Source organism: Azospirillum palustre (assembly GCF_002573965.1).
Taxonomy (GTDB): domain Bacteria; phylum Pseudomonadota; class Alphaproteobacteria; order Azospirillales; family Azospirillaceae; genus Azospirillum; species Azospirillum palustre.
Genome location: NZ_PDKW01000042.1, coordinates 494,847 through 513,160, shown reverse-complemented (window position 1 = coordinate 513,160; position 18,314 = coordinate 494,847). Strand labels below are relative to the sequence as shown.

Below are 18,314 nucleotides of genomic sequence, written 5' to 3'. Positions count from 1 at the left end.
CAATTGCCGCACCGTTTCCCCATCCCCCTCCCCGTGCCGGAATGACGCATCGCGATGGATCGGCTGACATGACGCCCGTGAACGCCCTTTTCGGCAAGCCCGCCGCCATCGCCGCAAGCCTGGCTCTCGGCGCCCTCTTCCTGTCGGCGGGCTGGACGACGCTGCCGACCCGCCATGCCGACGCCACCGTCAGCTATGAGCTTGCCGCCCCGATGGACGGAATGCCGGCGGCCTCCGTTGCCGCGCCCGCCGCGGCGCCCATTCCGGTGCCGGTCTTCCTGATGCAGCCGGACCACGCGACCATGCGCAGCGGCACCGGCCTGCTCCAGCCGGACGGACGGGTCGACATCACGCTGTTCGATCCGTCCGACCCGCGGCTGATCCACGGCAGCGAGGCGCTGATGTTCAACACCGAGTTCCGCGTCCTCTGGCTGCTCGCCACGGACGAGGAGCGGGCCCGGCTGTGGCACGGCATCGAGGAGGTGGGGCGCGGGCTGCGCACCGCCATGGACGGCATCTTCGAATCGCCGGAGTTCACCGGCGAATACCGCGACGCCTTGCAGGAGATCGGCCGGATGGCGATAGAGGAGGCCTGGCGGGCTCCGTCGACCCGCGCCACCTACGAGGAGTTCCTGCGCAGCGCCGAGCCGATGCTGCACGACATCGTCGGCCGCGACCTGAAGGCCATCGCGATGAAGCAGGTCGAGCCGCTGGTGTGGAGCCTGATCGGCGCCAATGTCGGCATGGCGCTCGATCCGTTCCGCAGCCAGTCCTGGGATCTCGCCCCCGTCGATCAGGCCATCGACGCCGTCCTGCGCGAAGCGCGGGAGGCCGGGCTGGTCAACCGCGCGGCACGGCAGCTTGCCGACAGCTGGCAGGCGAAGGCCTTCCTGAAGACCTTCGCCGGAAATGTCGTCGATGCGCTGGCCCATCAGCAGCGCCTGCGCGACGTCGCCGGCCGGATGGTGAACGATCCCCGGCTGGCCGCCTATCTGAAGCCGGTTTCCGGCCCGGCCGGCGATCTGGCCCGGCTCGCCCCCGACCTGCTGTTCGGCGTCCAGGCCGGCGCCGATCTCAACGCGCTTGCCGCCCACACCTTCCAAGGCTTCCTGACCGGCCGCGGCGGTCCGCTCATCGTCATGATGAGCGCCCGCCAGCGCGAGGACATCCTCACGCTCGACCGCTACTCGCCCCGCATCCTCCTGCATGCCGTGCCGCAATGACCCAGACTTCCCATGCCCTCGTCATCGACGGCTTGACCATCGACCGGCCGAACGGCCAGCCGCTGCTGCGCCAAACCAGCTTCGCCATCGACCCCGCGGAGGTGGTGCTGCTGGTCGGGCCGAGCGGATCCGGCAAATCCACCATCGTCAAGCTGCTCGGCGGTCTTCTGGAGAACGGCCCCGGCGAATGGCGGGTGTCGGGACGCCTGCATTGCGGCGGACAGCCGATGGATCTGGCGACGGAGCGCAGTGCGGTCGGCGGCATCGTCTTCCAGGACCATGCGCTGTTCAACGATCTGAGCGCCGTCGAGAATCTGCGCATCGCCGCCGACCATGCGGCGCACCGGCCGGATTCCGTACTGATCGCCGACGCCACCGCCCTGCTGGACGGCATCGAGCCGACCCAGACCGTCAGCTCCTGCAGCGGCGGGCAGCGCCAGCGCCTGGCCATCGCCCGCACCCTGCTGGCCGACCGGCCGGTCCTGCTGTTCGACGAGCCGAACTCGGGCCTGGACGTCGCGATGGCGCGGCGGCTGGGCGAGCTGATCCGCGACCTGTGCCGGACGATGAACAAGCCGGCGCTGGTGGTCGCCCACCACGTCAAGGATCTGCTTCCGGTGGCCGACCGCGTGCTGCTGTTCGATACGCGCAACCACCGGCTGGTCGAGGTGCCGCGCGATGCCGAAGCCATCGAGGCTGCCCTGCTGGCCTTGGACGAAAGCGCCCCTCCCAATGGCAGTCAGGCCGGGCTTACAGAAACCGGCCTGGCCGAAACTGGCTTGGTTGAGGTCGGAATTCTGCGGGGCGCCGGCAAGGGTCGGGACTGGCGGCAGGAGATCGGCCACCGCTCCCGCTTCCACTGGTTCCTGCGCTATCTCGCCGAATATTTCTGGGAGCTGTGCGTCTCGCCGCTGATGCTGATCTATATGGGAGCCGGCGCCCTGATCATGGGCTTCGTGTCGATGTGGTTCGGCTTCCACTACAACTCCTTCGGCGGCTATCTGAAATCCCTTCTGCATGACGAGACGCTGGTCGGGCTGGGGCTGGTCCAGGGCACCGTGGCGGTTCCGCTGATCAGCAGCATCCTGTTCGTGGCGCGCAACAACGCCATCATCGCCGCCGACATCGGGAACCGGGTCCTGTCGTCGCAGTTCAGCGCCATGCAGAACCTGCGCATCACCGCGCGCGGCTACATCTTTTCGGCCATCCTCATCAACATGGTGGTGGGATCGCTGATCCTGCTGGTCATCTCGCTGGGCATGGCGAGCTGGGCGTCGATGCAGACCTGGCACGTCCAGTTCCCGATGCAGAGCTTCGAGCTGTGGCGCAGCCATTTCTTCCGCAAGCTGCTGCCCGACGGCCTGCATCCCTCCTTCAGCATGGTCTGGGTTCTTTTGAAGGTGGCGCTCAGTTCACTGCTTGCCGGCGGCGCGGCGATTGTTATCGGATGCGGAAAGAAAGAATCGGTTCTTGAAATAAATGCGGCGATTGCACGTTCGATCATTGTCGGGGTGACTCTGACCCTGCTGGTCCACGCCATCATTTCAATTCTGACACTCTGACACACCTCCCCTTCGGATATTTCCCGATAGCGCGGGAACTCTTTTGGGGTAACATTACGGTGAATGGACGCCGTGAAACGGGGAAGCGGATCATGATCACGGATGCGGACATCGAACAGCGGGCCGCGGCACAGGATGCCAAGACCGCGGCCAGCCAACCGGAACCCTGGCAATCCGCCGGCCAGGCGTTGCCGCCGTCGCCCCCGCCCGACCTGCCGCCTTTGAAGGCGCCGGCTTCGGACGGGCGAAACACGTCGCTGCCGCTGATCCTGTCCATCGCGGCGCTGGTCGCCACGGTGTCCGCCCCCTACTGGTCGCCGCCGCTCTACCGGCTTCTCCGGCTTCAGCCGGCCGGACTGGAATGGCAGGCGCGGCAGGAGGTCGAAACCGGCCGTCTCGCCCGGTCCGTCGCCGAGCTGGACCGCAAGGTCAGCGATCTGTCGGCAACACTGGTCAGGACGACCGAACAGGGCCTGTCGGCCAATGCGGTGCTTGCCAATGCCGATGCCAGAATCCGGATGGTGGCGCTCCTGCAGCTGCGCGCGACCTTGCGCCGGCCGGTTCCCTTCGATGCGGAACTGAAGGCCGTCCGTGCCCTTGGCGGCAAGATGGAGGAGCTGGAGCCGCTGCTGGCCTCGGTGGAGGCCTATGCCGCAAACGGCATTCCGGTGGAAAGCCAGCTCCGCCAGGATTTTGCGACGGTCACCGAGGCTGCGGGGCGCACCGACCCCCGGCCGACGCCGATCAAGTGGCTGTCCAACGTCACCGGCTGGACACCGGTCGCGGTCGAACCTGAGGCGATCCGGCCGGTGACGATTGCCGAGCAGGCCCAGGCGCTGCTGGCCGAAGGCAATCTGCCGGCCGCCATGGCGCAGCTGAGCGCCATCGACCTCGGCTCCACGTCGCCGGCCCGCGCCTGGATGGAGGATGCACGGGCGCGGATCGCGGCGAACCAGGCGGTCGACCGCATCGCCGAGATGGTGGTGACGGCGGCTGGCCGGATGTCTCCGAAATCCTGACAAGACTGCATCGGGATCCATGCGGGGCCCATGCACGGGCGGTGAGTTCACGCTCCCGCCGTCGCGGTCCAACTGGCAAAATATGGCTGGCAAGGTATGGCTGGATGAGTTGCGACCTTCTCGTGTCCCGCCTGCTCGGCTCGGTGATCGCCGCGTCGCTCTGGACCGCTTCGGCTGCCTGCGCCAGCCCTGCGACGGCAGCGTCGTCCCAGGGCACCGCCGCGCCGGCCGTGGCACCGCCGGCCGCCACGGCCGCGACGGCCAAGGATGCTGCCGAACAAGGCGGCTGGCTCGACAGCTACAGCCGCGCCGTCTTCGATTTCAATCGGCATCTTTACGACGGCTTCGACGCGGTGGGCGGCTGGATGCGGGGCGGAGCGCCGGCCGCACCGCCGGATCCGGCGGCCGGAAGCGTGCAGAACGTCGTCACCAATCTGGTGAACGAGCCGCTGACCGCCGTCACCAGCACGATGATCGGCGAGTTCGGCAACGCATGGCGGTCGGTGGAGCGTTTCGGCATCAACAGCACGGTGGGCGTTCTCGGCTATTACGACACCGCGAGCCAATGGGGATTCACCCCGACCCACACCGACCTCGGCCTCAGCCTCTGCCGCTCCGGCGTGGGTGAGATGGGTTATGTGGTCCTGCCCTTCATCGGTCCGCGCACCGGTCGCGACGCAATTGCCGACATCGTCCTGATGAACGCCGTGCTTTGGACCTTCGCGGGCGTGGCAGCCGGCACCGGCGCCAGCTTGCAGACCATCGTCATCGCCGAGTCCGTTGAAGTGGTGGCGGACATCACGGCGACCCGGCAATTCGACATCGAAGCGAAAAAGATCCGCCTGCCGGACTACGATGCCACCCGCGTGGCCTATTTGAAGCAGCGGCGGGAACGCTGCGCCCAGCCGATCGAGACACCGCCCGCCAAGGGGCCGGTTTCCGCTCCCCCCTCGCTCGACCGGACGCTGCCGGGCCGGGGGCGCCCGTCACCCGAGATGGCCTTCCCCGAAGACGACCGCCCAGGTCCACGCAAGGGACTTTCCGTGCAGCGGGCATACGCGGTCGCCACCCGATAAGCGGCTGCGCGCGTCGAAGAGCAACCGCCCCACCGCTCTTTCGCCTCCCCCCCGACAAGTTGCTGCGGTTTTCAAGGCTGCAAGGTCGATCAGCTTCTGAAAGACCTTTCCATCAGCCCCGAAAATTCCACTCAAGACTTTACATAACTATATTGGGCAGCAGCAGCCGCCATCGCCGAATAGCCACAGCGCTACTTGGAATACAGGCAATTCTACACTTTTTTAAAATTCTCACTTATCAAATTGAACTTCATAAATAATTTAAAACTGAAGATTGGAAGACCGATAGGGGTTGTCCGAATTGACTCAACCACTCTTTTATAAATAAAATTTCCCCAATAGTCGTTTAACCACTTAAGCAATTTTTGCGCGGACAAATGAATACCCTACAAGATTTTTATTTTTCACCGAAGATTATCTCTTTCATCTCGAAATTTATTATTGGCGATCTCATTCGAAAATTTCTCCGCACGCTGAAAAAAGATGCCCTGAGGGAGAGGACGCGCTGTGACAGAGCCAACAATCATGGCATCGGGTCGGAACGATCGATGCCGCGACAGCAGAAGCGGTGAGGCATGCGGCCGGCGGAACGGACGGGCCGGTGCGATTCTGACCGCGCTGCTGCTCATCGCCCTTGCCCAGTTCGCCTTGCCGTCCTGGGCGGCAACCGAAGCCCCGCCCGCCGAAACCGGCGCTCCGCCCGGCACAGCCGCCTCGCCGCCGCCAACCGCCGACGGCGCAACGCCGCCTTCCGCCGCACCGGCACGGCCGGACGGGCCGACGGAGGTGAAGGTGGGCATGTACCTGACCCAGCTGCTCGATTTCGACATGTCGAAGCGGTCCTACTACGCGTCGTTCTGGCTTTGGTACCTGCACGACAATCCCGAATACGATCCGCATGCAACGGTCGAAGTCGCGAACGCGAAGTCGGACAGCGTGAAATTCGCCTCGCTCGACACCAGCAAGGGGATCCGCTGGCATCAGGAAAAGCATGGCGCCGTGCTGGCGGAGGATTGGGAGATCACCCGCTTCCCGTTCGACCGGCAGAAGCTGGTGATCATGGTCGAGGACGGCCAATCCGACACCGGCCGCATCCGCTTCGTCGCCGACGGCAAGAACAGCCGCATCGATCCCGCCGCGACCGTGCCGGGCTGGACCATCGAGGGCTTCGACCTCTCGGCCCAGGACGTGACCTACAACACCTCCTACGGCGATCCCACCCTGTCGGAGGACAGCGTCTATTCGCGGGTGGTGGCGACCATCACGGTGAAGCGCCAGGGCGTCCGCCTGCTGTGCAGCCTGTTCGTCGGCTTCGGCGTCGCGTTCCTGCTGGCGCTGCTCACCTTCTTCCTCGATTTCGACTCGATGGCGGGATCGCGGATCGGCCTGTGCGCCGCTGCGGTGTTCGCCGCGGTCGGCAACAAATACGCGCTGGACGGCTATCTGCCGCCGGCCTCCACCTTCACGCTCGCCGATGTGATCGTCAGCACGACCTTCGCCTCCATCCTGCTGGCGGCGCTCGCCGTCGTCCTGATGCAGCTGACGCACAAGCGTGCGCCACGCTTCGCCCGCATCGCCAATCTGGTGCTGTGTCTGGCGACCTTCGCCGGATACATCGGCGTCAACGGCTATGCCGTCGCCTCGGCCGCCTGACGGAACGGTGGAGACGACGATGAGCGCCCCGCTCCCGATTACCGGCCCGACGGCGCTGCTGCCAGCCGTTCGGACGGCAACGGTGACCGCTCTCGCCGCCGGGCGGCACCTCGCAGTGCCGGCAAGCCAGGTGGCGGCCGTCGATCTGGCGGTTTCCGCCGCACCGGTGCCGTTCGCTCCGCCCGGCTACGAAGGCGTGGTCTTCAGCCACGGCGTGGCCGCGGCGCAGATCGACCTGGGAGACCGGAACGGCGGGCGACCGGGTGCCGGGCGATGGAGCCTGCAACTGGAGCACGCGGCAGGGCCGCTGTCGCTGCGGGTCGAGGAGGTGAAGACCGCCGGCGGGAGCATGGCGGAGCCGTCCCCCGGCCCTGTCCTCTCCATCGATCCGGACGATCTGCTCGGCGGGCTCGCCCCCTGCGGGCCGCAGCCGGCACAGCCGGCACCGGGCCATATGGACCGGGAGACCGAAGAGCTGGACGTGCTGCTGGTCGCCGGTGGCGGACAGCGCGTCGCCATCCCCGCGACGCTGGTCGACAGTGTCGGCCGTCCGGACGGTCTTCTGACCGCGCATGGCATCGCTCCCCGTCAGGTGGTGATGCTGGACGGCGACCTGCTGCCGGCCCACTCCCTTGCCTCCTGGATCGGTGGCGGGTCGCCGGAGGATGACAGCTGGGCATTGCGCCTGCGCACGGCCGACGGGACCATCGCCCTGACGGTCGCCGAACTGTTCGGCCTGCACAGCCTGCCACGCCGGGAACTGGTGGCCGTCGATGCCGATGGAGAAACCTCCCTGTGGTGGCGGGACGATGCGGGCAACCGCCCGATCCAGGTCGTTCATCCGGGGGCGGGCGGGTTCCTGCCGATAGAGCGGTTGGCGGTACGCGAGGCGGTCTGCACGGCCGTCCGGCCCCTGCCCGCGCCTTCGTCGGGCCACAGCCATGTCGCGATGGCCGCCGGCCCCGTGATCCTGGCCGCACCGGCTGCCATGGTGCGGGAGGTGAGGGGGATGCCCTGCCCCGGCGACCTCCACCGGTCGCGCCGCTCCGGATCGATCCCCGCCTTCGACATCGACACGGCGTTCGGGGGCACGGCCGGGCCGTCCGGCTGCGTGGTTCTGAAGCGCGACGGCCGGCGTCCCATCGCCCTGCTGACGGGACGGATCGAAGCGGTGGATGGCGGCTTCGGCTGGCATGCGCCGCCGCCGCTGCCCCATGCGATGGCCGTGCTGGCCGGCGCGGTCCGTCCGGCGGCGGCCGGGAAACCGTCGGACGGCACGCCGGTCCTGGAATGTCTGGTGCGGCCCGACGGCTTCCGCCGCCCGTGGCGTGCGGACCCCGGAGATGTCGTGCGGACGGCCATGCGGGCGTCATTCGCCGGCTGGCTTTCGAATTGGTGAGCGGACCCTGCAGGAGTGCCCTGGCGCAATGTTCAAGAACCTGAAAATCGGCAAGAAGCTGGCGGTCCTGGTGGTCGTCCTCAATGGCTTCACCGCCATCATCGGCCTTCTCGCCCTGCATGGCATGAAGATGGGAAACGACGCGCTCGACACGGTTTACAATGACCGGGTGGTGCCGCTGCGCGATCTGAAGGTGATCGCCGACCTCTATGCGGTCAACATCGTCGATATGGCGCACAAGGCCCGGAACGGCAATGTGCCCGCCGAGACCGCGCTTTCCGCCATCGATGCCGCCCGCGCCGGAATCCGCGAAAAATGGCGTGGCTACCTGGCAACCTATCTGGTCGACGAGGAAAAGGCGCTGGTGGCGAAAGCCGAACCGCTGATGGCCGACGCCGACCGCGCGGCCGACCGGCTGCGCGGGATCCTCGCTGCCGGCCGCTCGGAACGGCTCGACCGCTTCGTCATCGACGAGCTGTATCCGGCAATCGAGCCGGTGTCCGACGCGATGTCGGCGCTGATCGAGTTGCAGCTGACGGTCGCCAAGTCGGTCTACCAAGAGAACGATGCCCTGTACGACCTCACGGTCCGCCGGACCATCGGGCTGCTGATCGGTGCGGTGCTGGTCGGGGCGGCGCTCGGGGTGGCGATCATCCGCTCGATCACCGTGCCGCTCGGCCAGGCCCGCGACGTGATCGACCGCATGGCGCGCGGCGATCTGACCGGCACCGTCGCCGACGACGGCCGCCGGGACGAGATCGGCCATATGCTGCGTGCCACCGCAGGCATCGCCGCGACGCTGAAGGCGGTGGCCGGCGACCTGCGCGACCTGATCGAGGCGGCCCGCGGCGGCGCCCTGTCCGTGCGCGTGGAGCCGGAACGCCATGCCGGCGAGTTCGCCGTCCTGGTGCGTGGCGCCAACGAACTGGTGGAGGTGCTGACCACCCCGCTGTTCGAGGTGGCGTCGGTGATGGCGCGGCTGTCCTCCGGCGACATCCGCGGCCGCATGACCGGCTCCTATGACGGCGATCTGCGGGCGCTGAAGGGCAACGTCAACCGCAGCATCGACGCGCTGGCCCTGCTGCTCGACGAGATCTCGGGCTTCGCCGGGGCGCTGGCCCAGGGCGATGTGACCCGGACCGTCGACGGCGCGCACCAGGGCGACTTCGCGGCCATCAAGAACAACCTGAACCGCGCGGTCGAACAGCTCGCCGCCGTGCTGCGCGCGGTGAACGGCTCCACCGAGCAGGTCGCCACGTCGGCGACGGAGACGGCGGCGGCGGCCATCGACGTGTCGCGTCAGGCGGCCAACCAGATGATGACGCTGACCGACGTGTCGGGCGCCATCGAGCAGACCGCCGCCGCCATCGGCGAGATCGCCCGCAACGCCGAACGCGGCAGCACCCTGGCGCGCGGCACAGCCGACCTTGCCGAGGACGGGCAGCGGACGCTGATCTCGCTCAGCCGGGCGGTCGACGGCATCGCCGACCGGACGGCGGGGATCGAACGGATCAGCGCGCTGATCGCCGGGATCGCCGACAAGACCTATGTGCTGGCGCTCAACGCCGGGCTGGAAGCGGTCCGGGCAGGAGAAAGCGGCCGCGGCTTCGGCCTGATCGCCGCCAAGATCTCGTCGCTGGCCGAGGATGTCACCGCCGCCACCCGCGACATCGGCACGCTGGTGCGCGAGGCGTCGGCGGGGGTGGAAACCGGCGTGCGGGCCGCCGGCGAGGCGGCGGACGCGATCGGACGCATCGTCGAGGCGTCGCGCGACAGCGGTTCCACCGCCCAGTCCATCGCCGCCGCCATCGACGAGCAGAACGCCATGGCCAGCCTGCTGAAGGACCGGGTCGAGCAGCTTTCCATGACCGGGCAGGCGACGGCCGGCGCTGCGGAGGAGATCTCCGCCACCATGGCGTCGCTGACCGACATGGCCCAGCGCCTGAAGGCGGAAACCGCCCGCATCCGCACCGCCTGACCACAGCCGCACCGGAGAGGAGGCAACGGAAACGCCATGAAGGAAGGGTTGCGCCGCGCGGCCGGCAAACTGACCGCGCCGTTCGTCATCACGCTGGTGGTGCTGTTCGGCTTCTATCTCGGGGGCGACAGCTTCCAGGGCTTCGGGCTGGCCGCGATGGACAGCACGCGCCGCGTGCTGAAATACGTGCTCGGCGTTGCCGCCTTCCTGTCGTTGGCCGTGCTGGTGCAGCGGATCGTCCAGTATGTGATCTTCGACGGCATCGTCGCGTCGGCCACCGGGTCGCCGGTGCCGAAGCTGCTGAGCCAGATGTCCGGCCTGGTGATCTTCGGCATCGCCGTGTCCGCCTGCGCCGGCATCGTGTTCGAACAGGATCTGACGGTGCTGTGGGCGGCGTCCGGCGTGGCCGGCCTCGTGCTCGGCATGGCCCTGCGCGAGCTGCTGCAGGACGTGTTCGCCGGCATCGCGCTCAACATCGACCGTGCGATCCGCATCGGCGAATACATCCAGATCCACCGGTCGGGCGACAGCAAGATCAGCGGCCAGGTGCTGGAGATCAGCTGGCGCACCACCCGCGTGCGCGACTTCATGGGCGATCTGGTGATCTTCCCCAACAGCAAGTTCAGCGCCTTCACCATCACCAACTTCAGCCAGCCGGAAGCCAACAGCTTCCGCTTCGTGACCCTGACGCTCGACGCCCGCGTGCCGCTCGCCCGCGCCACCCGCATCCTCCAGGCGGCGGCGCTGGAGGCGATGACCGGACTTGCCGGCCCCGACACGCCGGTTCCCTGGGTCGAGGTCAAGGCGATCCGGCTGGAGGGCGTCGAATACGCCGTCTTCTACAAGGCGGAATGGCGTCATCTGGGCAACGCGTCGCCGGCGATCCTTCAGACGGTGCTGACCCATCTCGCCTTCGCCGGGCTGGAGACCGCGACCGTCCTGACGGAGGGCCCATCCGCTGCGGACGGCGCGTTCCGGCAGGCCGGGGGCGCCGGCCCCGATACCGCCGCCTTGACCGCCCTGCTGCGCGCCACCGCCCTTTTCCGCGGGGTGGGAGATGCGCCGCTGCGCCTGCTGGCCTCCCACGCGGCGATGCGGGAACTGCCGGCCGGTCAGGTGGCGATCCAGGCGGGAGAGGCCGGGACCTCGCTCTATCTCGTGCTGGAGGGGCTGCTGTCGGCGGATGCCGGGCGCAGATCGGTCCGCGATCCGCTGCCGGCGACGCTGCGCCCCGGCGACCTGTTCGATCCCGCCATCCTGCGCGGCGAAGCCCATGGCAGCACCGTGCGCTGCCGCACGGCGGTCCTGCTGTGCGAATTCGGCCCCGACGCCCTGCAAGCCCTGTTCGGCGCCGGTGCCGGCACGATGGAACGCGTGGCCCGCAACCTCGTCGGTGGCCCCCCCAACCGCTCCGACGAGGACGAGGAGCGGGTCGCCGACACCCTGCGGCAGATGCGGCACCTGTTTCCCGCCCCTGCCGGGCGGCAGAGCTCAGGCATCGGCCCGGTCGCGAACACCGGCTGAAACCACCGGGCAACCGGCCCCGCCGGACAATATCAACGAAAACGCCAGAGAAGAGGTGACACCATGGATCCCATTTCGCTCGCGGTCGCCTTCATGGCCGCCTTCGGCATCATCTCGACCGATGCCGTCCTGCATGCCGACAGCGTCGCCGTCAGCCTGTACATGTCCGACGATCTGTCCAAGGGAACCGCCCGGGGCGACGTGATGGAGGACATGTTCATCGCCAAGATGCAGGAGATCGGCGATACCAAGTCCTATTACGGCAGCCCGAGCGTGCGCTCGACCAAGGCCAAGACCATGGGGGCGGTCCTGGCCAAGACGCTGAAGCTGGAGGACATGACCGCCGCCGTCCAGCACACCTTCGGCATGAAGACGGCGACGGTGAACGGCAGCTTCGCCAAGGACGAGAAGGAGGGCAAGCTCCAGCTCGTCGCCATGGTGCGCGACCCGGACGAGCCGCCCTTCCCGGTGATCGTCAAGCGCAAGGATGGAGAGTCGCTGCCCGACATGATGGGCCGCGCCGCACAGGAGGTGATGGAGCATCTCGCCCCCTACGTGACGGTGGTCTACGCGCTCCAGAACGCCGACCGCCAGCACGACTACACCGAGGTGGACGAGCTGATCGCGCGCGAGCTGAAGACCTACGCCTCGAAGACCTACTACAGGGAACGGGCCAGCATCCTGAACATGGCGGGCATCGTCGCCCTTCACAAGCAGAAGCCCGACGAGGCCGCCCGCCTGTTCGAGGAAGCCGACCAGACCGACCCGGCCCTGCTGTTCCCCCGCGTGAATCGCGCCTTCGTCATGCTGGTGAAGGACGACGAGAAGTCGGTGGAAACCTATCTGAAGCCGGCGATGGAGTCCGCCCGCTATCAGCGCGCCTACACGCTGCTCGCCGCCGGGGATCTGGTGCGGGCCGGCGCCTTCATGGCGACGGGCCGCTACGATCAGGCGATCGCGGCGCTCGACGATGCCGAATATTGGGACCCGACCAGCGCCCTGGTGCCGTCGCTGCGTGCCGAACTGTGCACGGAGCGGGGAGACGTGGTGTGCGCACAGCGCAACCAGGCGAAGGCCCGCGCGAACCTCGACAATTTCGAAACCTACCCGGAGGTCGCGAGCCTCTACTACCACATCTCCTGGCGCAAGGGCGAACCGCTGAGGCCCAGCGATCTGCGCCAGGATCTGGCCAAGCCTTCGGCGGCACAGCCGACGCCGGTCAAGGTGTCCACCACCGTCAAGTGAGGGAACGGGGTGCGCTGATTGCGCAAGGCGGGAGTCTCGGTTCGCCGGGGCTCCCGTTTCTTTGAGAGAGCGGCGGCGCGCAAGTCCGCGATTGTTTTTCCGGCGAAGCGGGAGAATCATAGGTAAAACGAAGCCGCACCGGCAAATGAGGGGACGCCACCATGACCGGAACCGACGCCGACCCACCCGACATGTCCGCCGATCTGCCTGACACACCGGACCGCGAACGGCGATACTCCGCCCCGGCGCTGGAAAAGGGGTTGGACATCCTGGAATTCCTGTCCGAGTGCCGCGATCCCCAGTCGTTGCAGCAGATCGGCGACGGCGTGGGACGGACCAAGGGCGAAATCTTCCGCATGGTTTCGGTCCTGGCGCAGCGCGGCTATATTGAGCGGTTGGAGGGCGACGACCGCTTCCGCGTCACCGACCGGCTGTTCCGCCTGGGAATGAACCGGCCGGTCAACCGATCGCTGATCGAAATCGCCCTGCCCTTCATGAACGCCTTCGCCGAGAAGACCGGCTATTCCTGTCATCTCGCCGTGATGTCCGGCACGCAGATCGCTGTGGTGGCGCGGGTGGAAAGCACCAGCCACATCGGCTTCACCGTCCGCATCGGCTACCGCCAGCCCCTGGTGCTGACCGGGTCCGGCCATTGCCTGATGGCCTTCATCGGCGCCCGCCGCCGCCACGGCCTGTATGAAGAGCTGCGGCGGGAGGATCCGTGGATCGACCTCGATGCGCTGGACCGCGCGCTGGATGCCATCCGCGCCGCCGGCCATGTCGCCCGCCCCAGCGGCATCACCGAAGCGGTGGTCGATCTCTCCTGTCCGGTGATCGACCGGCGGGAGGGCGGCGCCGTCGCCGCCCTGACCTGCCCCTATCTGCGCACCCGGCAGGTTCCGAAGGAACCGGCGGAGATCCTGGCCGCCCTGGACGAAGCCAGCCGGCGTATCTCGGAAATCTTTTCGTTGGACTGACGGATTGATTTACAGGCGCAATGACGATGTGTATATAAAACATGCGATCCGCGCTGCGGATTGTGGCAGCAGCGATGCGACCGGCGGCTCCGCAACCGCGCCCGACATCGCGCCTTAGGGAACAACGCCTGGGGAGAACACACCGCCATGACCGCCAGATTGCAGGGCAAGACCGCCATCGTCACCGCCGCGGCACAGGGAATGGGCCGCGCCGCCGCACTCGCCTTCGCGGAGGAAGGCGCCAGCGTGGTCGCGACCGACATCAATGACGGGCTGCTGGTGGAACTGTCGGGCACTCCCGGCATCGTCACCCGCCGCCTGGACGTCTGCGATCCGGCGGCGATCCGCGCCTTCGCCGCGGAGGTGCCGGCTCCGTCGGTCCTGTTCAACTGCGCCGGCTTCGTTCATGCCGGCACGGTGCTGGAGTGCGACGAAGACGCCTTCGACTTCGCCGTCACGCTGAATGTCCGGTCGATGTACCGGATGATCCGCGCCTTCCTGCCTGGAATGCTGGAGGCCGGCGGCGGATCGATCGTCAACATGTCGTCCGTCGCCTCGTCGATCATCGGGGCGCCCAACCGCTTCATCTACGGCACCACCAAGGCCGCAGTGATCGGCCTGACCAAATCGGTCGCCGCCGACTACGTCACCCGCGGAATCCGCGTCAACGCCATCTGCCCCGGTACGGTGGACAGCCCGTCGCTGCACGACCGCATGCGGGCGCTCGGCGATTACGACACCGCGCGCGCCGCCTTCATCGCACGCCAGCCGATGGGCCGCCTGGGCACGGCGGAGGAGGTGGCGAAGCTCGCCGTCTACCTCGCGTCCGACGACTCCTCCTTCATGACCGGGCAGGCCATCGCCATCGACGGCGGCTGGACGAATACCTGACTGAAGGCCGGGCATCTGGCCGCCAAGGATCCGACCGGCAGGGGCATCTTTGGCCGGGCCGCGAAAACGACAAGAAATTCCTGAACGAGAAATCTGGGGAAACGCTCGATGAAGCTTCTGCGCCATGGCCCGCGGGGGGCCGAGAAGCCGGGACTGCTGGATGCCCAGGGGCGTATCCGCGACCTGTCCGCCCATGTCGGCGACATCGCCGGCCGCTGGCTGCTGCCGGAGGGTCTGGCGGAGATCGCGGCCTTGCCGGTGGACAGCCTGCCGCTGGTCGATGCCTCCACCCGGCTGGGTCCTTGCGTGGCCGGCACCGGCAAGTTCGTCTGCATCGGTCTCAATTACTCCGACCATGCGGCGGAAACCGGGGCGGCCGTCCCGTCGGAGCCGGTGATCTTCATGAAGGCGACCTCCACCATCCAGGGTCCGGACGACCCGGTGGAGATCCCGCGCGGTTCGACCAAGACCGACTGGGAGGTCGAACTCGGCGTCGTCATCGGCAAGACGGCGAAATATGTGTCGGAGGCCGAGGCGCTGGACCATGTCGCCGGCTATTGCGTCGTCAACGACCTGTCGGAACGCGAATTCCAGATCGAACGCCAGGGCCAGTGGACCAAGGGCAAGAGCTGCGACACCTTCGGACCCATCGGCCCCTGGCTGGTGACGAAGGACGAGGTGCCCGACCCGCAGGCGCTGGACATGTGGCTGGAGGTCAACGGCCACCGTTACCAGAACGGCTCGACCCGGACGATGGTCTATGGCGTCGCCCACGTCGTCTCCTACCTGTCGCAGTTCATGAGCCTGCATCCGGGCGACGTCATCTCCACCGGCACCCCGCCGGGCGTCGGGCTGGGGCTGAAACCGCCGACCTATCTGAAGCCGGGCGACCGGATCGAGCTTGAGATCCAGGGCCTCGGCCGCCAGCGCCAGCAGGTGTACGCGGCGGAGTAAGGCCTTCCCCGGCCGCGCGCCGACCGACGGCGCGGCCGGCAGGATCAGCAGTTTGCTCGACAAAGCAACCGGACGGCGCGCCCCGGAACGAGGGACCGCACCGGATGGGCCACACCCGATGGGGAGGTGCCATGCAGCAAGCGTCGCTCGACACGGCCCCCGGCCGGTTCCCCGCAGCAATGGCGGGGACCGAGCTGCTGCGGCTGGACGGCATCACCAAGCGGTTTCCCGGCGTGCTGGCGCTGGACGGCGTCTGCTTCGACCTGCGGCGCGGCGAGGTCCATGCGCTGTGCGGCGAGAACGGGGCCGGCAAATCGACGCTGATGAAGATCATCAGCGGCCAGTACCAGCCAGACGAGGGCAGCATCGCCTACAAGGGCGAGGTCCGGCGCTTCGCCTCCTCGCTCGACGCCGAGCGGGCAGGCATCGCCATCATCCACCAGGAACTGAATCTCGTCCCGCATCTGAGCGTGGCGGAGAACATCTTCCTGGCGCGCGAGCCGAAACGCGGCTGGTTCATCGACCGCGCGGCGCTGCGCCGGCAGGCCCAGGCCTGCCTCGACCGGCTCGGCGTCGACATCCGCCCCGACGCCCCGGTGAAGTCGCTGTCGGTCGCCCAGTGCCAGATGGTGGAGATCGCCAAGGCGCTGTCGCTCAACGCCGAGATCGTCATCATGGACGAGCCGACCTCATCCCTCACCGAATCCGAAACCGCCCTGCTGTTTCAGGTGATCCGGGAATTGAAGGAGCAGGGGGTTGGGATCGTCTACATCTCCCACCGGCTGGACGAGATGGCGCTGATCGTCGACCGGGTCACGGTTCTGCGCGACGGCCGCTTCGTCGACACCCGCGCCTTCGCCGACACCTGCGTCGACGAGATCGTCGCACTGATGGTTGGCCGCTCTCTCGACGACAAATTCCCGGAGCGCACCTCCGTTCCCACCGAGGACGTGTTGATGGAGGTGTGCGGGCTGACCCGCCGCGGCGTCTTCCATGATGTCGGCTTCGATCTCAGACGCGGTGAGATCCTGGGATTCGCCGGCCTGATGGGGGCCGGCCGCACCGAGGTGGCGCGGGCGATCTTCGGCGCCGACCCGCTGGATGCCGGAACCATCCGGCTCGGCGGCGGCGAGATCGCGGTGAAGACCCCGCGCGACGCCATCGCCCACGGCATCGCCTATCTGTCGGAGGACCGCAAGAGCCACGGGCTGGCGGTCAAGATGTCGGTCACCCAGAATTTGACGATGGCCAACATGGCGGCGGTGTCCAACGCGCTGGGCTTCATCGACCGCAAGGCGGAAGAGCAGGCGGCGTGGCGCTACATCCAGATGCTGTCGATCCGCACGCCGTCGCCGCATCAGGTGGCGCGCCTGCTGTCGGGCGGCAACCAGCAGAAGATCGTCATCGCCAAGTGGCTGTTCCGCCAGTCGCGCATCCTGTTCTTCGACGAGCCGACGCGCGGCATCGATGTCGGCGCCAAGTTCGCCATCTACCAGCTTCTCGACCGGCTGGCCGCCGAGGGGATCGGCGTGGTGCTGATCAGCTCCGAACTGCCGGAGATCCTCGGCCTGACCGACCGCGTCGCCGTCTTTCATGAAGGCCGGATCACCGCCGTTCTGAACACGCGCGCGACCAGCCAGGAAGAGATCATGCATTTCGCCTCGGGCCATGGCCGCCCGGCGGCGCCGGGAGCCGGAACGCCATGAGCAATCCCACCACCAAGACCCTCGACGCCGCGCCGTCCGCTGCCACGCCGCGCCAGCCGGTGAGCGACGCTCCCCAAACCATAGGCAGCCGGGTGATGAACGACCGGCGCAAGGACCTGATCCAGAAATTCGCCGCGCTGGCCGGGCTGCTGGTGCTGGTCGCCGTCTTCTCCGCGACCAGCGACGCCTTCCTCAGCGTCGGCAACGGCATGACCATCGCCTTGCAGGTGACCTCCATCGCCTATCTCGGTATCGCCGCGACCTGCGTCATCATCACCGGCGGCATCGACCTGTCGGTCGGCTCCGTCCTGGCGCTGTCCGGCGTGGTGGCGGCGCTGGCGGTGAAGGCGGGCGCGCCGGTGCCGCTCGGCATGGGGCTGGGCATCCTGGTCGGCGCCTTCTGCGGCCTGCTGAACGGGCTGTGCGTGACGCGGCTGAAGCTGCCGCCCTTCATCGCCACGCTGGGCATGATGATGGTGGCGCGCGGCGTCGCCTTGCAGATCACCGGCGCGCGCGCCGTGTCGGGCCTCGGCGACTCCTTCGGCGAGCTTGGCAACGGCGCCATGTTCCGCATCGTCCGCATCGGCGAGGACGGCTTTCCCGACGTGGTCTTCCCCGGCATCCCCTATCCGGTGGTGCTGATGGTGGTGATCGCCATCGCCGTGGCGATCATGCTGAGCCGCACCACGCTGGGCCGCCACATCTATGCCGTCGGATCGAACGCGGAGGCCGCCCGCCTGTCCGGCGTCAATGTCGCCGGCGTCACCCTGTTCACCTATGTGCTGTCCGGCACGCTGGCCGGGCTGACCGGCTGCGTCCTGATGTCCCGCCTCGTCACCGCCCAGCCGAACGAAGGCGTGATGTACGAGTTGGACGCCATCGCCAGTGCGGTCATCGGCGGAACCTCGCTGATCGGCGGGGTGGGGACGATCTCCGGCACCGCCATCGGCGCCTTCGTGATCGGCATCCTGCGCAACGGGCTGAACATGAACGGCGTGTCGGCCTTCACCCAGCAGATCATCATCGGTCTGGTCATCCTGCTGACCGTCTGGATCGACCAGATCCGCAACCGGCGCTGACCGGCGTTTTCCGAAAAGCAAACAAACC

At 67.6% G+C, this 18,314-nt stretch carries 15 protein-coding genes; 14 read left to right on the top strand and 1 reads right to left on the bottom strand.

Annotated features, from left to right (window positions below; all coding sequences use genetic code 11):
- The first annotated feature begins 68 nt into the window (after positions 1-68).
- The 4 genes from CRT60_RS19910 (at position 69) to CRT60_RS19895 (ending at position 4,880) form a co-directional block, all read left to right on the top strand.
- Entirely contained in the window at positions 69-1,223 is a 1,155-nt protein-coding gene (locus CRT60_RS19910; protein ID WP_098738268.1) for a hypothetical protein, read from the top strand.
- Positions 1,220-2,785, top strand: coding sequence for an ATP-binding cassette domain-containing protein (locus CRT60_RS19905; RefSeq protein WP_098738267.1), 1,566 nt, complete (start codon positions 1,220-1,222; stop codon positions 2,783-2,785). The genes CRT60_RS19910 and CRT60_RS19905 overlap by 4 nt, the downstream gene beginning before the upstream one ends.
- 92 nt (positions 2,786-2,877) lie before the next feature.
- Positions 2,878-3,804: a COG4223 family protein gene (locus tag CRT60_RS19900; RefSeq protein WP_244592638.1), complete on the top strand. Its 927-nt coding sequence runs from the start codon at positions 2,878-2,880 to the stop codon at positions 3,802-3,804.
- A 104-nt stretch (positions 3,805-3,908) separates the two neighbouring features.
- Positions 3,909-4,880, top strand: a complete 972-nt coding sequence (locus tag CRT60_RS19895; protein ID WP_098738266.1) for an MlaA family lipoprotein — start codon at positions 3,909-3,911, stop codon at positions 4,878-4,880.
- Between the two features lie 404 nt (positions 4,881-5,284).
- Here the strand turns inward: CRT60_RS19895 and CRT60_RS37170 are convergent, their stop codons facing one another.
- Complete coding sequence (locus CRT60_RS37170) at positions 5,285-5,680, bottom strand: hypothetical protein (RefSeq protein ID WP_244592637.1); 396 nt, start codon at positions 5,678-5,680, stop codon at positions 5,285-5,287.
- Here CRT60_RS37170 and CRT60_RS19890 point away from each other — a divergent pair.
- The 10 genes from CRT60_RS19890 (at position 5,679) to CRT60_RS19845 (ending at position 18,286) form a co-directional block, all read left to right on the top strand.
- The gene (locus tag CRT60_RS19890; RefSeq protein ID WP_244592636.1) at positions 5,679-6,533 is read left to right on the top strand and encodes a ligand-gated ion channel; all 855 of its coding nucleotides are present in this window, start codon (positions 5,679-5,681) and stop codon (positions 6,531-6,533) included. The genes CRT60_RS37170 and CRT60_RS19890 overlap by 2 nt on opposite strands.
- 19 nt (positions 6,534-6,552) lie before the next feature.
- Positions 6,553-7,932, top strand: a complete 1,380-nt coding sequence (locus CRT60_RS19885; protein WP_098738264.1) for a chemotaxis protein CheW — start codon at positions 6,553-6,555, stop codon at positions 7,930-7,932.
- Positions 7,933-7,960: 28 nt separating this feature from the next.
- Positions 7,961-9,910 (top strand): HAMP domain-containing methyl-accepting chemotaxis protein, encoded by a 1,950-nt coding sequence (locus CRT60_RS19880; protein WP_098738263.1) that lies wholly within the window; start codon positions 7,961-7,963, stop codon positions 9,908-9,910.
- A 36-nt stretch (positions 9,911-9,946) separates the two neighbouring features.
- The gene (locus CRT60_RS19875) at positions 9,947-11,434 is read left to right on the top strand and encodes a mechanosensitive ion channel family protein (protein WP_098738262.1); all 1,488 of its coding nucleotides are present in this window, start codon (positions 9,947-9,949) and stop codon (positions 11,432-11,434) included.
- A 63-nt stretch (positions 11,435-11,497) separates the two neighbouring features.
- Positions 11,498-12,679 carry a tetratricopeptide repeat protein gene (locus CRT60_RS19870; protein WP_098738261.1) on the top strand — a complete coding sequence of 394 codons (1,182 nt, stop codon included), beginning with the start codon at positions 11,498-11,500 and terminating at the stop codon, positions 12,677-12,679.
- Positions 12,680-12,840: 161 nt separating this feature from the next.
- Positions 12,841-13,656 (top strand): IclR family transcriptional regulator, encoded by an 816-nt coding sequence (locus CRT60_RS19865; protein ID WP_244592635.1) that lies wholly within the window; start codon positions 12,841-12,843, stop codon positions 13,654-13,656.
- Positions 13,657-13,803: 147 nt separating this feature from the next.
- Positions 13,804-14,547 (top strand): SDR family oxidoreductase, encoded by a 744-nt coding sequence (locus tag CRT60_RS19860; protein WP_098738260.1) that lies wholly within the window; start codon positions 13,804-13,806, stop codon positions 14,545-14,547.
- A 108-nt stretch (positions 14,548-14,655) separates the two neighbouring features.
- On the top strand, positions 14,656-15,501 hold the full coding sequence (locus CRT60_RS19855; protein ID WP_098738259.1) for a fumarylacetoacetate hydrolase family protein: 846 nt from the start codon (positions 14,656-14,658) through the stop codon (positions 15,499-15,501).
- A gap of 131 nt (positions 15,502-15,632) precedes the next feature.
- On the top strand, positions 15,633-17,207 hold the full coding sequence (locus CRT60_RS19850) for a sugar ABC transporter ATP-binding protein (RefSeq protein WP_161958097.1): 1,575 nt from the start codon (positions 15,633-15,635) through the stop codon (positions 17,205-17,207).
- On the top strand, positions 17,204-18,286 hold the full coding sequence (locus CRT60_RS19845) for an ABC transporter permease (RefSeq protein WP_244592634.1): 1,083 nt from the start codon (positions 17,204-17,206) through the stop codon (positions 18,284-18,286). Before CRT60_RS19850 ends, CRT60_RS19845 begins: the two co-directional genes overlap by 4 nt.
- Positions 18,287-18,314 lie beyond the last annotated feature (28 nt).